Annotated in this window: 14 protein-coding genes; 7 read left to right on the top strand and 7 right to left on the bottom strand. The window is 72.1% G+C overall.

Annotation, left to right across the window (positions count from 1 at the left end; all coding sequences use genetic code 11):
- Positions 1–228 precede the first annotated feature (228 nt).
- Both AXK61_RS17310 and ppgK read right to left on the bottom strand, forming a co-directional pair.
- The gene (locus AXK61_RS17310) at positions 229–1,686 is read right to left on the bottom strand and encodes an RNA polymerase sigma factor (protein WP_068746469.1); all 1,458 of its coding nucleotides are present in this window, start codon (positions 1,684–1,686) and stop codon (positions 229–231) included.
- Between the two features lie 218 nt (positions 1,687–1,904).
- Positions 1,905–2,648: a polyphosphate--glucose phosphotransferase gene (gene ppgK, locus AXK61_RS17315; protein WP_068572683.1), complete on the bottom strand. Its 744-nt coding sequence runs from the start codon at positions 2,646–2,648 to the stop codon at positions 1,905–1,907.
- An 89-nt stretch (positions 2,649–2,737) separates the two neighbouring features.
- Between ppgK and AXK61_RS17320 the strand changes: the two genes are divergently transcribed.
- Positions 2,738–3,610: an inositol monophosphatase family protein gene (locus tag AXK61_RS17320; protein ID WP_197466852.1), complete on the top strand. Its 873-nt coding sequence runs from the start codon at positions 2,738–2,740 to the stop codon at positions 3,608–3,610.
- A gap of 27 nt (positions 3,611–3,637) precedes the next feature.
- On the opposite strand, the gene cei is transcribed toward AXK61_RS17320, so the two are convergent.
- Positions 3,638–4,363: an envelope integrity protein Cei gene (gene cei / locus AXK61_RS17325; RefSeq protein WP_068746470.1), complete on the bottom strand. Its 726-nt coding sequence runs from the start codon at positions 4,361–4,363 to the stop codon at positions 3,638–3,640.
- Between the two features lie 243 nt (positions 4,364–4,606).
- Here cei and AXK61_RS17330 point away from each other — a divergent pair, with 243 nt between their 5' ends.
- A complete protein-coding gene (locus tag AXK61_RS17330; RefSeq protein ID WP_068572678.1) occupies positions 4,607–4,906 on the top strand; it encodes a DUF4193 domain-containing protein in 300 nt (99 codons plus the stop codon).
- Positions 4,907–4,975: 69 nt separating this feature from the next.
- On the opposite strand, the gene AXK61_RS17335 is transcribed toward AXK61_RS17330, so the two are convergent.
- On the bottom strand, positions 4,976–5,467 hold the full coding sequence (locus AXK61_RS17335) for a DUF3093 domain-containing protein (protein ID WP_068572677.1): 492 nt from the start codon (positions 5,465–5,467) through the stop codon (positions 4,976–4,978).
- Positions 5,468–5,490: 23 nt separating this feature from the next.
- Between AXK61_RS17335 and dut the strand changes: the two genes are divergently transcribed.
- Positions 5,491–5,952: a dUTP diphosphatase gene (gene dut / locus AXK61_RS17340; RefSeq protein WP_068572675.1), complete on the top strand. Its 462-nt coding sequence runs from the start codon at positions 5,491–5,493 to the stop codon at positions 5,950–5,952.
- 57 nt (positions 5,953–6,009) lie between these two features.
- The gene (locus AXK61_RS17345) at positions 6,010–6,831 is read left to right on the top strand and encodes a DUF3710 domain-containing protein (protein WP_068572673.1); all 822 of its coding nucleotides are present in this window, start codon (positions 6,010–6,012) and stop codon (positions 6,829–6,831) included.
- Here AXK61_RS17345 and AXK61_RS25920 read toward each other — a convergent pair.
- Positions 6,815–7,513, bottom strand: coding sequence for a hypothetical protein (locus AXK61_RS25920; protein ID WP_068572671.1), 699 nt, complete (start codon positions 7,511–7,513; stop codon positions 6,815–6,817). The two genes, AXK61_RS17345 and AXK61_RS25920, sit on opposite strands and share 17 nt — an antisense overlap.
- A gap of 38 nt (positions 7,514–7,551) precedes the next feature.
- Here AXK61_RS25920 and AXK61_RS17355 point away from each other — a divergent pair, with 38 nt between their 5' ends.
- The 3 genes from AXK61_RS17355 to dxs are packed head-to-tail and all read left to right on the top strand — an operon-like array spanning position 7,552 to position 11,390.
- On the top strand, positions 7,552–8,238 hold the full coding sequence (locus tag AXK61_RS17355; protein ID WP_068746471.1) for a DUF3159 domain-containing protein: 687 nt from the start codon (positions 7,552–7,554) through the stop codon (positions 8,236–8,238).
- Positions 8,222–9,424, top strand: a complete 1,203-nt coding sequence (locus AXK61_RS17360; RefSeq protein ID WP_068572669.1) for a class I SAM-dependent RNA methyltransferase — start codon at positions 8,222–8,224, stop codon at positions 9,422–9,424. Before AXK61_RS17355 ends, AXK61_RS17360 begins: the two co-directional genes overlap by 17 nt.
- Before the next feature lie 40 nt (positions 9,425–9,464).
- Complete coding sequence (dxs, locus tag AXK61_RS17365) at positions 9,465–11,390, top strand: 1-deoxy-D-xylulose-5-phosphate synthase (protein WP_068572667.1); 1,926 nt, start codon at positions 9,465–9,467, stop codon at positions 11,388–11,390.
- An 11-nt stretch (positions 11,391–11,401) separates the two neighbouring features.
- Here the strand turns inward: dxs and AXK61_RS17370 are convergent, their stop codons facing one another.
- Complete coding sequence (locus AXK61_RS17370; protein ID WP_068746472.1) at positions 11,402–12,622, bottom strand: HRDC domain-containing protein; 1,221 nt, start codon at positions 12,620–12,622, stop codon at positions 11,402–11,404.
- A gap of 7 nt (positions 12,623–12,629) precedes the next feature.
- The gene (locus AXK61_RS17375) at positions 12,630–13,247 is read right to left on the bottom strand and encodes a DUF3000 domain-containing protein (RefSeq protein WP_068572663.1); all 618 of its coding nucleotides are present in this window, start codon (positions 13,245–13,247) and stop codon (positions 12,630–12,632) included.
- Positions 13,248–13,312: the final 65 nt, after the last annotated feature.

Consider the following 13,312-nt stretch of genomic DNA (forward strand, 5'->3'; position numbering starts at 1 on the left):
GGTGCGGGAAGCCATCCGCACCCGAAATGCGCCAGCGCACCCGGCACGCAGGGTGCGACCGGGCGAAACGGGTGCGAGTGGCCATCCGCACCCGAATCACCCGCTGACCGGCTCCCTCCTCGGAGGAATCGCGCTGCGCGGGAGGTATCACCCGCTCCACGAGGAACGGTTCGGTCCGCGAGACGCCGAACGCCCGACGGCGTACCGTCGGGCGTTCGGAAACGGGACCTAGTCCAGGTAGTCGCGGAGGACCTGCGAGCGCGACGGGTGCCGCAGCTTGCTCATCGTCTTCGACTCGATCTGGCGGATGCGCTCACGCGTGACGCCGTAGACCTGACCGATCTCGTCTAAAGTCCGCGGCTGGCCGTCGGTGAGGCCGAACCGCAGGCGGACGACGCCGGCCTCGCGCTCGGAGAGCGTGTCGAGCACGGACTGGAGCTGGTCCTGCAGCAGGGTGAACGACACCGCGTCCACGGCCACCACGGCCTCGGAGTCCTCGATGAAGTCGCCGAGCTGGGAATCGCCCTCGTCGCCGATGGTCTGGTCGAGCGAGATGGGCTCACGCGCGTACTGCTGGATCTCCAGCACCTTCTCCGGCGTGATGTCCATCTCCTTGGCCAGCTCCTCCGGCGTGGGCTCGCGGCCCAGGTCCTGGAGCAGCTCGCGCTGGATGCGGCCGAGCTTGTTGATGACCTCGACCATGTGCACCGGGATGCGGATGGTGCGGGCCTGGTCGGCCATGGCGCGGGTGATGGCCTGCCGGATCCACCAGGTGGCGTACGTGGAGAACTTGTAGCCCTTGGTGTAGTCGAACTTCTCGACCGCACGGATCAGGCCCAGGTTGCCCTCCTGGATCAGGTCCAGGAACGCCATGCCACGGCCGGTGTAGCGCTTGGCGAGCGAGACCACGAGGCGCAGGTTGGCCTCCAGCAGGTGGTTCTTCGCGCGATTGCCGTCGCGGGAGATCCAGTTCATGTCGCGCCGGATGCCGATCGCCGGCTTCTCGCCGCGCTCGAGCCAGCGGCCGATCATCTGCTCGGCGTAGAGGCCGGCCTCGATCCGCTTCGCGAGCTCGACCTCCTCCTCGGCGTTGAGGAGCGCGACCTTGCCGATCTGCTTGAGGTAGGCGCGCACCGAGTCCGCCGAGGCGGTGAGCTCGGCGTCCTTGCGTGCCTGGCGCAGCGCCTCCGACTCCTCCTCGTCCCAGACGAAGTCGCCGGACGCCTTGTCGGCCTCGGAGGGCTCCTCGTCCTCCGCGTCCGCCGGGGCGGGCTTGGTGACGGCGCTCTTGCCCTTGGCCGCGTCGGCGGACTCGCCCGCGTCGTCGGCGTCATCGGCATCGATCGCGACGTCCTCGTCCGACAGCTCGGTGGGATCGGGATCGCCGTCGAGCTCGACGTCCTCCTCGTCCTCGGCGCCGCCCTCGGCACCGGCCGCGGAGGCGTCCTTCTTGCCCGCGGCCTTCTTGGCCGTGCGCTTGACGGGACCGGCGGCCTTCTTGGCCGCAGCCTTCTTCGCCGGGGCCTTCTTGGCGGGGGCCTTCTTCGCCGCAGCCTTCTTGGCCGGGGCCTTCTTCGCGGGTGCCTTCTTGGCGGTGGTCTTCTTGGCGGGGGTCTCCGCCGAGGTGGCCGAACCGTCCACGCCGTCCGCCGACGGTGCGCTGGAGCTGGTCTGCGTCGCTGCCACGTACGCCCTTTCCTACTGTGCCTGCGTGCGCCGGAACCGCTTCCCGGGCGCGACAACAGCACCGGTCCCGTGCCTACGGGGCGTCGGTGGTGGCTGCGGCGTCCGGGGGCGAGGAGGTCCGGCGTCTGGTCCGGCGCATCGACGCCGGGCCCCCATTGTAACGATTCGGTAGCTCCGCCCGCATTCACCTGCGGTCAAAGCGCCGGAAGCGTGCGGAATCACACCTGCCGCGATGCCATCGCCGCTCCGACGATGCCCGCGGTGTTCAGCAGCTTCGCGGGGATCACGGGCGTCTTCACCTCGAGCAACGGCACCCACTTGTCGGCCTTGCGGCTGATGCCGCCGCCCACGATGATCAGGTCGGGCCACAGTAGTTTCTCGTACTCGCGGAACACCCGGCTGACCTGTCCGGCCCACTTCTCGTAGCTCCACCCGCGGCGTTCCTTGATCGAGCTCGCGGCGCGGTGCTCGGCCTCTTTGCCCTCGACCTCGATGTGGCCGAACTCCGTGTTCGGCACCAGCGTGCCGCGGTACAGCAGGGCGGAACCGATCCCGGTGCCCAGGGTGAGCAGCAGGATCACGCCGTCGAAGTCGCGGCCCGCGCCGTAGCGGTCCTCGGCGAGGCCGGCCGCGTCGGCGTCGTTGAGCACGGTGACCGGCCGGCCGAGGGTCGACGTGAACAGCTCGTTCGCGTCGGTACCGACCCAGCCCGGGTCGATGTTCGCGGCGCTGCGCACCGTGCCGCTGGTCACGACCGCCGGCACCGTGATGCCCACCGGACCCTCCCAGCCGAAGTGGGTGATGACCTCGCGGACCGCGCCGGCGCAGGCGCCCGGCGTGGACGGCTGGGGCGTGAGCACCTTGAACCGCTCGCCGACCAGTTCGCCGGTGTCCAGGTCCACGATCCCGCCCTTGATCCCGCTGCCGCCGATGTCGACGCCGAACCCCAGATTCTCCGCCATTGCCTGCTCCGCATTCCTCGAAGTTCCGGACGTCTCGTCCTCCGGCCGGAGTGACCCGGCGCTGTCAAAGTACCGCGGATTGTGGTTCTGTGGAGGGCGTGCAACACAACCGGTGGGAGTTGTCCGAGATCGCCGTGACCGTCGCGCGGGAGGCCGCGCACAGGGTGGCCTCCCGACGGGCGGAGGTGTTCGGCGCCAACGCATTCGATCAATCGGAGGGCGCGGCCCCGGAAGCGGTGACCACCAAGTCGACCCCGACCGACCCGGTCACCGTCGTCGACACCGAGACGGAGCGGTTCGTCCGGGATCGCCTCGCCGAGCTCCGCCCCGACGACACGGTCCTCGGTGAGGAGTTCGGCGGCGAGGACGAGCAGCCGGGAGCGGTGCGGTGGATCGTCGACCCGATCGACGGCACCGTCAACTTCCTCTACGGCGTGCCCGCCTACGCGGTCTCCATCGGTGCTCAGGTCGACGGGGTGTCCGTCGCGGGTGCCGTCGCCGACGTGGTGCACGGCACCGTCTACGCCGCGGCGCTCGGTGCGGGCGCGCGGGAGATCGCGCCCGACGGCGCCCTCCGGGAGCTGCGCGCGAACCCGATCACCGATCCGGCGCTCGCGCTCGTCGCGACCGGATTCGGCTACGCCCGCGAGCGCCGGGAGAAGCAGGGACGCGTGCTCGCGGAGTTGCTGCCGCAGGTGCGTGACGTGCGTCGGATCGGCTCCGCCGCGCTCGATCTGTGCATGGTCGCGGCGGGCCGCGCGGACGCCCACTACGAGCACGGCCTGAGCCCGTGGGACTGGGCCGCAGGGGCGCTCATCGCGCAGGAGGCCGGTGCCCGGGTCATCGTGCCGCGTCCCGACTCGTCCAGCGCCGACGGTGCGCTCACCCTCGCCGCAGCGCCCGGGATCGCCGATCGGCTGATCGCGGCACTCGCCGCCGTCGGCGGGTTGCAGAACCTGTAGCCGCGGGCCGGCACGGAGCGCCGACGATCAGCGGTTGCAGGACTGCGTGTGCACCGCCGACACCAGGGCCGGGTTCGCGCCGCCGTCGGCCGCTCCCGCCGGCGCGGCACGCAGGATCCGCAGGATCTCCTGCGCGTCGGTGCTGGGTTCGAGATCGGTGAAGAAGGTACCCAGCACCAGGTCGACGGTGTTGTCGCGCCGGCCGTCGTTGATGAGCTCCGCGCACGGGGCGATGATCCACGCCGCGGCGGCGGCGGCCCGGCCCGCGTCGCCGAACCGCAGCTGCGCCTGGCACTCCATCTGGGGATACAGCGGGTCGTTGCCGTAGCCGCCGGTCTTGGGAGCCTGGAAACCGTAGTCGGCCAGCTTGTTCAGAGTGGTCTCGGCGCGCCCCGACTGACCCGAGGCGTTGAGGACACGCACCGTCGAGGAGGCCAGGGGTGCCGGCCGCACGGAGATCAGGTCGTCGGGCGCGACCACCTCGAACCGGGCGGGCGCCGCGGGCGGCGGCGTGGCGCCGGCCGGAGCGGTGGTCCCGGCGGTCGCGGTGGCCGATGCCGACGGTGCGGCCGGGGGAGGACAGGACACCGGCGCGGCGACCTCCTCCTGGGAGGACATGGCCCGCGCCCAGGTGGCGATGGCGATGACGGCGAGAACCGCGATCACGATGAGGATCGGCAGCATGCTGCGCCGACGGAACGGTTCACCGTTCCGGTCGAATCGCCGGCCTGCGCCGGTGAGCTGGGAAACCACGGCCCCGACTGTACGGGAGCACGCCGCCGGAGCAGGGGAGGCGGCGCGGACGCGGCGCGGGAATCATCCCGGCCCGTCGTGCGTTAGACCGGCTGCAAGCGGCGGATTCGGCGCCCGGGATCAAACCCCGTGACAACGATCCGTGAGTGAGCTACACTCTGGGCCGCTCGCGCGGGACAACGCGCCCGGCGGTCTCGGAAACCCCGAGACCGGGGGCACGAGCAAGGATGGGGATGACACGGTATGGCAACTGATTACGACGCGCCACGGCGGTCCGAGGCCGACGAGGTCTCGGAGGACTCGCTGGAGGAGCTCAAGGCCCGCCGCAACGAGGGCCAGTCCGGCACGGTGGACGTGGACGAGGGCGAGACCGCCGAGTCCTTCGAGCTGCCCGGCGCCGACCTCTCGGGCGAGGAACTGAGCGTCCGAGTGGTGCCCAAGCAGGCTGACGAATTCACGTGCACCAGCTGTTTCCTGGTGTACCACCGCAGCCGGCTCGCAGACCCGAACGGCAGCGAGCTGATCTGCGTCGACTGCGCCTGACGATCAGGGCCACCGCGGCGGCATCAGCCTCGCCGTGCGCGGCGGCCCACCGTCGGGTTCGACCCTCGGTCAGCCCAGCGTCGTCGCGGCCGGGATGTGCTCCAGCATCTTCTCCGGGTGCCGCGTGGACACCATCCAGTAGGGCGTCGGATCCTCGGGATCGTCCAGCACCACGACGATCATCGTCTTGATCCACCCCTTGTGGTACAGGAAGGCGGCGGGATCGAGCTGCCGACCGAGCGCCGCACTCTTCGCGGCCGCGGGCACGGCCGCGGCCCGCGAGACGAGCTCCAGCGGGAGATGGGCGTTACCCGCCCACAGCTCACCGTCGCGCACGGCGACCGAGCCCCGCCCCATCGACCAGAGCAGGACGGCGATGACGGCCACGATCACCACGAACACGCCGATCATCCAATCGCCCCAGCGCGTGGCCAGGGTGACCTCGAAACAGAGCAGACCGGCCACGATCGCGCCTGCGAGCCACCAGTACCACGGCACCGTGAGCCTCTCGAAGTACCCGGTTCCCGGCTTCGAGGTCTTCACTGCACGATCTTCCGACACACCCTCAGCGTAGTCTGCATCCCATGGTGAGCCAGATACCCCTACTGCGGCTGGACGAAGGCCTCCCACTTCCCAAGCGCGCACATCCCGGCGACGCGGGCGTGGACCTCTACTCGACGATGGACGTCCGGCTCGAGCCCGGTGCCCGCACGCTGGTCCCCACCGGCATCGCGATGGCCCTGCCCTACGGCACCGTCGGGTTGATCCACCCTCGCTCCGGCCTCGCCGCGAAACACGGTCTCACCGTGGTGAACACGCCCGGGACGATCGACGCCGGGTACCGCGGCGAGATCAAGGTGTGCCTGCTCAACACCGATCGCGAGAGCGCCGTCGAGATCAAGCGGGGCGACCGGATCGCCCAACTGCTCGTCCAGCGGGTGGAACTGCCCGATTTCCTCGAGGTCACCTTCCTCGACGACTCGGTGCGCGGCGCCGGCGGCTACGGCTCGTCCGGTGGCCACGCCAGCCTCGAATCCTCGTCGTAGACCGCGCCCGGTCACACCCCGTCCCACCCGATCCACACACCTCAGGAGCGAGTCCCCATGGCCCTCGGCCGCCGTAAGTCCAAGCCGCGCAGCACCTCGAGCGTCGACCCGTACGCCACGATCGGCCAGCCGGAGCACCACACCGTCCCCGCGCCCGCCGAGGACGACGAGGCGCAGGAGCTGGGCAGCGGCGCCGGCCCGTACGACCTCTCGTCGCTGAGCAGCGAGGAGGGCCTCGACGAGGGCCGCCTCGACCTGGGTTCGATCATTCTGGCGATGCCGCCGGAGTCGCAGCTGCAGGTGGAGATGAGCCCCGAGGGTGTGCCCATCGGTGTGCACCTCGACACGCCCGCCGGCCGCGTGACGCCCGGCGTCTTCGCTGCCCCGAAGTCGGGCGGCCAGTGGCGTGAGGTGGTCACCGAGCTGGCGGACTCGCTCCGCGAGAACGGTGCGCAGGTCACGATCGAGGACGGTCACTGGGGCCGCGAGGTCGTCGGTGTCCAGCCCGACGGAGTGCTCCGGTTCATCGGCGTCGACGGTCCGCGGTGGATGGTCCGGTTCGTCGTGGCCTCGCCGCTCGAGAGCGCCGATCAGGCCGCGCAGTTGGCGCGGGCGATGCTCGCGGAGACCGTGATCCGGCGCGGCACCGACCCGCGCCCCGCTCGCGACCACCTCGAGATCGAGCTGCCGGCCGAGCTGGTGCAGCAGCTGCAGCAGGCCATGGCCCAGCAGCAGGCGCAACAGGAGGAGGCCGCCGCGTCGATCGCGGCGCAGGTCGCGCAGCGCGCCGCCGCGGACGGCCCCGCGGCCCTACGGCAGAACAACCAGGACCGGCTCACCCAGGGCTCGGCCCTGAGCCGGCTCAACAACCAGCAGTAAGCGCCGCGAGCCCGGCCCGGCCCAGGACCTCCGGGTCCGGGCCGAGGTCGGCCAGGTCGACGGCCGTCGCCGCCGCCCCCGGGATCGCCGCGCCCCACTGCCGCGCGACGGCGACCGGGTGGATCAGGTCGCCCTCGGCGCCGACGACGACGGTGCGCGCGCAGAGCCGCCCGAACTCGGCCTCCGTCGGGGCCACGTACACGGCCGCCTCCCGGAGCGCGGGCGCGAGGAAGTCCCCGTGGGCGGCCCACGACCGGCTCAGCTCGCGCGCGAGCCATGGCGGACTGCCCGCCCGCATCCGCGCGATGGCCTCGGTCGCACCGACCTCATCGACGACGTCCGCGGTCACCCGCGCCGACATCGCCGCCGGGATCTCCGGGCCCGCGGCGCCCGTCCACGGCGGCAGGGTGAGGACCAGCGTGATGTCCGCGTCGGGGTTCTCCAGGGCCCAGCCCGCCGCGACCGCCGAGCCCAGGGACACGCCGCAGGCCAACAGCGGACCGTCGGACGCTGCGGCGGTGAGGGCGGCGCGGTACCCGGCCACCACCGACGGTGGCGTCGCGTCCACGGCGACGGTCCGCGCGCACAGCCGGGTGAGTGGGGCGAAGGCGCGGAGCACGAAGTCGGCGTCCGAGCCCGAACCGGGCAGGAGCACGGCGGTGGTGCGCTCGAGGAACTGCATGGGACGAGCATGCCAGGGCCGCCACGTAGGGTGGACGGGTGACGGACGGCGAGGAACGGGACACGACGGCGGAGACCGCCGAACCCTCGATCAAGGACCAGGTGCTCGAGCAGATGGGTGGCTGGCAGGGCATGGTGTACTCGGCCCTGCCGGTCGTGGCGTTCGTGCCCGCCAACGCCCTGTGGGGACTGTGGGGCGGCGTCATCGCCGCGCTCGTCGTGGCCGCACTGGTGGCCGTGGTCCGGCTCGCGACCCGCAGCTCGATCCAGCCCGCGATCTCGGGGTTCTTCGGGGTGGCGGTGTGCGTCGTGATCGCCCTGCTCGTGGGCGGCAACGGCAAGGGCTACTTCCTCTACGGCATCGTGATGCAGGCCGTGCTCGCGGTCGCGTGCCTGGTGTCGATCCTGGTCCGGCGACCCCTCGTCGGGGTGCTGTGGCACCTGTTCTCCGAGCGGCAGGACGCGGGCGAGACCGACGACGATGCGCCGACGGCACCGCAGGACTGGCGTGCGGACCTCCGGCAGTTCCGGGCGTTCACCTGGCTCACGCTGATGTGGACGGCCATGTTCGCGTTCCGCTTCGGAGTCCAGTTCTACCTGTACGTCACCGACAACGTCGGCGGGCTCGGCATCGCGCGGATCCTCATGGGCTGGCCGATGTTCGCGGCCGGCCTGCTCATCGTCTTCCTCGTCGCCCGGAGGTTCACGCATGCTCGCGCCGAATGACCTGCTCGAGCTGACCTGCGGCGCGCCCGGGCACGGCGGCTTCGTCATCGCCCGGCACGAGGGCCGCGCGGTCTTCGTGCGCGGCGCGCTGCCAGGGGAGACGGTGCGCGCCCGGGTCACCGAGGTCAAGAAGTCCTACGCCCGCGCGGGCACCGTCGAGGTCCTCGAGGCGTCGCCGCACCGCGTCGCCGAGGCCTGTGCCGCCGCGGCGGCCGGAGCGGGCTGCTGCGACCTGACCTTCACCACCCCCGCCTACCAGCGAGAACTCAAGGCCGACGTCCTCCACGACCTCCTCGCGCGGTTCGGGGGCTTCGATCCGGGCGCGTTCGAGCCGACCGTCGAGCCCCTGTCCGGCGCCCCGGTCACCGGATGGCGGCACCGCGCGCGTCTGGTGGCCGACGGTGCCGGCGCGCTCGGGCAACACGCGTTCCGCAGCGCCGCGGTCGTCGCCGCGCCCTGTGTGCAGCTGCCCGCCGCGCTCACGGACCTCGCGGGAGCCGTGCGCGCCGAGCCCGGCACCGAGGTCGCGCTCGTGCTCGACGACGCCGGCGCCGCGCACGCCGCGGTGCCCGCCCGGCGCGGGCGGCCGGCGAAGGCGCTGTCCGGGGACGGGCTCGCCGAGTACCGTGTCGGCACCCGCTCGTGGAAGGTCCCGGTGGGCGGCTTCTGGCAGGCCCATCGCGACGCAGCCACCCGCTATGCCGCGCTCGTCGGCGGATACGCGGGGCAGTACGGCGGCGGCGCCGGCCATGCCTGGGACCTGTACGGCGGCGCGGGCGTGCTCGCCGGCGCGCTGGTCGACGAGGGCATGACCGTGGACGTCGTGGAGACCTCGGGCGGCGCCATCGCCGCCGGGAAACAGACCCTGGCACAGGAGCCGGTCGTGTTCCATCGTGGCGACGTCGCCTCGCGGCTCAAGGGATTGCGCGCACCGTCGACCGTGGTGCTGGACCCACCGCGCACCGGTGCCGGGGCGGCGGTCATGACCGCGATCACCGCGTCCGCCCCGCGGGCGATCGTGCACGTCGGCTGCGATCCCGCGGCGTTCGCCCGCGACCTGGGCGCGGCGTGCGAGAACGGCTACCGCGTGGCCGAACTCTCGGCCTACGACGCCTTCCCCGGAACCCATCACCTGGAGGCCTTCGCCGTGCTGGTGCCGGGGCACGAGGACCGTCGTGGCCGGTAAGGTGGGCGGAGCACCTCTCACGGGAGTAGACACGAGGGATATGAACCTGCTGAGCACCATCGAGTCCCCACGCGACCTGCGTCGGCTGGACCAGGACCAGCTCACTGCGCTGGCCGGGGAGATCCGTGACTTCCTCGTGGAGAAGGTCTCGGCCACCGGTGGGCACCTCGGCCCGAACCTCGGCGTGGTCGAGCTCACGATGGCGATCCACCGGGTCTTCGACTCGCCGGTGGACCCGGTGCTCTTCGACACCGGTCATCAGGCGTACGTGCACAAGATCCTCACCGGCCGGCGCGACGGTTTCGACACGCTGCGACAGGCCGGGGGGCTCTCCGGCTACCCGTGCCGGGCCGAGTCCGAGCACGACTGGGTCGAGTCCTCGCACGCCTCGGCGGCGTTGAGCTACGCCGACGGCCTGGCGAAGGCCTTCGCGCTGAAGGGGGAGAAGCGCACGGTCGTCGCGGTCGTCGGTGACGGTGCCCTGACCGGCGGGATGTGCTGGGAGGCCCTCAACAACATCGCCGCGTCCGACCGGCCGGTGGTCGTCGTCGTCAACGACAACGGCCGGTCCTACGCGCCCACGATCGGCGGCCTTGCCACCCACCTCTCCGGCCTGCGCACCCAGCCCGAGTACGAGCGGCTGCTGGGGGAGGCACGGCGTCGGCTGCGCAACGTCCCCGTGCTCGGCGAGCCCGCGTACTCCGTGCTGCACGGCATGAAGACCGGCATCAAGGACATGGTCAGCCCGCAGGCGCTGTTCGCGGACCTCGGCCTGAAGTACCTAGGTCCGATCGACGGGCACGACGAGGCGGCCGTGGAGGCCGCGCTGCGGCGCGCCAAGGACTTCGGCGGCCCCGTCGTGGTGCACGCGATCACCCGCAAGGGCAACGGCTACGAGCACGCGGAGAACCACGAGGCCGACCAGATGCACGGCATCGGCGTCATCGATCCCGCCACCGGCCTGCCGGTGGGCGGGGGCAGCGGGGCCGACTGGACGTCGGTGTTCGCCGAGGAACTGGTCGCGCACGGCGAGAAGCGCTCGGACATCGTCGCCATCACCGGTGCGATGGCCGAACCGACGGGCGTCGCCGACTTCGGGCGCAAGTTCCCGGACCGGATGTACGACGTGGGCATCGCCGAGCAGCACGCGCTGACCTCCGCCGCCGGCCTCGCGCTGGGCGGCATGCACCCGGTGGTCGCGCTGTACGCCACCTTCCTCAACCGGGCCTTCGATCAGCTCCTCATGGACGTCGCGCTGCTGAAGCAGGGCGTCACGGTCGTGCTCGACCGCTCCGGCGTGACGGGTCCCGACGGTGCGAGCCACCACGGCATGTGGGACCTCTCGCTCGCCGCGATCGTGCCCGGCCTGCGTGCCGCGGTGCCGCGCGACGCCGCCCGTCTGCGCGAGGAGTTCGCCGAGGCCCTCGAGGTCGACGATGCGCCCACGCTCGTCCGCTACGGCAAGGGCGCGGTGCCCGCGGACCTCGAGGCCCTCCGCCGCCTGCCCGACGGTGTCGACGTGCTGGTCGAGGACGACAGTCGCGGCGCGGACGTGCTCCTCGTCGCGGTCGGTGCGTTCGCGCACACCGCCGTCGACGTGGCCGCCCGCCTGCGGGACCAGGGCATCTCGGTGACCGTCGTCGATCCGCGCTGGGTGCTCCCGGTGCCGGCGTCCGTCGTGGACCTGGCCCGCACGCATCAGCTCGTGGTCACCCTGGAGGACAACGGCGTGGCGGGCGGCATCGGTTCTGCGGTGACCGCGGCGCTGCAGACCGCCGAGGTGGACGTCCCCACCCGGGTGCTCGGCATCGAGCAGGCCTTCCTCGACCACGCCTCCCGTGGCGAGATCCTCAGTGACCTGGGCCTGACCCCGTCGGAGATCGCGTTCCGCATCACCGGTTGGGTCACAGCGTGCGCCCACGTGAGCCTTCCCGCCGCGGAGGTGGCGGGGGAGCAGGTGCGCTGAGCCGCTCGCACCTACGCCGTCGCCAGGGCGGCGGCGACGGCGGGCACCGTCAGGCGACGCTGCCAGTCCCGCGCACCCGACGCTGCCAGGGCATCGTCGACCTGCGTGACGCCCGCGGCCGTGCCCTCCCAGCACAACTGCCGGACGGCGTCGGTGGGCAGAAGGTTCTCGACGGGCACCGCGACCTCGTCGGAGATCCCGGCCAGCGCTGCCCGGACCTTCGCGAGCCGCTCGGCGGCCTCGGGATTCGACTTGGCCCACCGGTTGTTGGCGGGCATGCCGTTGCGCGGGCCGTGCAGCGGGGGGAGCTTCGCGTCCGACAGTGCGTTGGCACGGTCGATCGCCGACATCCAGCGCTTCGCCGATCGGCGCATCCTGGGCCCGCCGAACACCGGCAGCGCGGTCAGCTCCGCCTCCGAGGTGGGGTTCTTCGCGGCGGCGTTGACGATCGCCGCATCGGGCAGGGTGCGTCCCGGCGCGACATTGCGCTGCTCGGCCATCTCGTCGCGCGCGAGCCACAGCTCGCGGGCGCGGGCCAACTGGCGGCGGTTGCGCAGGGTGCTCAGGCCCGACAGTCGACGCCACGGATCCTGCTTCGGCGGCGGGTCCGGCCGGGTGCGCTCGTACTCGAACTCCTCGAGGGCCCACTCGAGCTTCCCTGCGTCCTCGAGGCGCTCGTAGGCCTCGTCGCGCAGGTCCACGAGGACCTCGACGTCGAGGGCGGCGTAGTTGAGCCAATCGTGCGGCAGCGGGCGAGTGCTCCAGTCGGCGGCGCCGTGCCCCTTCGCCAGCGCGTATCCCGTGTACTCGGAGGTCATCGCGGCCAGGTTCACCCGCGGCGCACCCAACAGCCGCCCGGCGAGCTCGGTGTCGAACAGCTCGTCGCAGACGAAACCGTCGTCGCGCAGGCAGGGCAGGTCCTGGTCGGCGGCGTGCAGCACCCACTCGACGCCCCGCAGCGCGCCGATGACGGGTGCGAGCCCCTCGGGCTCGTGGATCGGGTCCAGCAGGAACAGTCCGGAACCGGTCCGCTTGATCTGGATCAGGTACGCGCGGGAGGAGTAGGTGAATCCGGAGGCGCGTTCGGTGTCGAGGGCGATGGGGCCGGTCCCGCGCAGTAGCGCGGCCGCGCAGTCGGCGAACTCCTCGACGGTCGTGAGGGGCTCGGGGACGCCCTCGTCGGGCTCGGTCAGGGGAATGCCGGGAACGGGTTCCGCGGGGCCCTTCGCCACGGCCGGCCTACGACCCGAGTCGGGTGATGCCGGCCGGGGGCAGCCCGGCAGCCATCTCCAGCACCGAGCAGAACGCCTCGACGTGCCCGGACAGGTTCTCTCCCAGTGGGGTCCATGACGCGCGCAGTTCGAGCTGGTGGGCGCGGGGCGGTCCGGCGATGTCGCCGTAGCGCACCGACGCCGTGGCGGTGACGGTGCCGCCCAGTGCGGTGACCTCCTGGCCACGCTCGGCGAGCGCGTCGGTCAGCCAGCTCCACGCGACCTCGGGAAGCAGCGGATCGGAGGCGAGCGACTCGTCGACCTCGGACTGCACGTACGCGACGAGCCGCATCAGGCCGTTCCACGCCTCGTGCCCGTGCGGGTCGTACAGCAGGATCAGGCGGCCGAAGGTCTCCCCGTCGGAGTACTCGGGGACGACGTCGGTCTCCGGTGAGCGGACCTCGGCGCCGAGCGCGTAGCTGTAGGGCGCGAGCCGTTGCGGTGGCCGGATGCTCCCGATCTCGATCTCCGGGCGGACCGTCGCCGTGTGCAGGGATTCGACGGCGACGCGGAAGGGCTCCGGCTCGGTGCCGCGCTGCCCCGCTCCGTCGGTCGCCCCATCGGCACCCGTTCCTGGTTGGCTCACAAACCGTGACCGTAGCCGCAAAGCCGGCGCTCTCGGCGGAGGCGCGCCGCAGGCCTGAAGCCCAC

It is taken from the genome of Tsukamurella pseudospumae (genome assembly GCF_001575205.1).
GTDB classification, from domain to species: domain Bacteria; phylum Actinomycetota; class Actinomycetes; order Mycobacteriales; family Mycobacteriaceae; genus Tsukamurella; species Tsukamurella pseudospumae.

Coding starts and splice junctions, on each gene's coding strand:
- dxs (WP_068572667.1), top strand. CDS start 9,465: ATGAACCTGCTGAGCACCATCGAGTCCCCACGCGACCTGCGTCGGCTG.
- dut (WP_068572675.1), top strand. CDS start 5,491: ATGGTGAGCCAGATACCCCTACTGCGGCTGGACGAAGGCCTCCCACTT.
- ppgK (WP_068572683.1), bottom strand. CDS start 2,648: ATGGCGGAGAATCTGGGGTTCGGCGTCGACATCGGCGGCAGCGGGATC.
- AXK61_RS25920 (WP_068572671.1), bottom strand. CDS start 7,513: ATGCAGTTCCTCGAGCGCACCACCGCCGTGCTCCTGCCCGGTTCGGGC.
- AXK61_RS17345 (WP_068572673.1), top strand. CDS start 6,010: ATGGCCCTCGGCCGCCGTAAGTCCAAGCCGCGCAGCACCTCGAGCGTC.
- AXK61_RS17330 (WP_068572678.1), top strand. CDS start 4,607: ATGGCAACTGATTACGACGCGCCACGGCGGTCCGAGGCCGACGAGGTC.
- AXK61_RS17360 (WP_068572669.1), top strand. CDS start 8,222: ATGCTCGCGCCGAATGACCTGCTCGAGCTGACCTGCGGCGCGCCCGGG.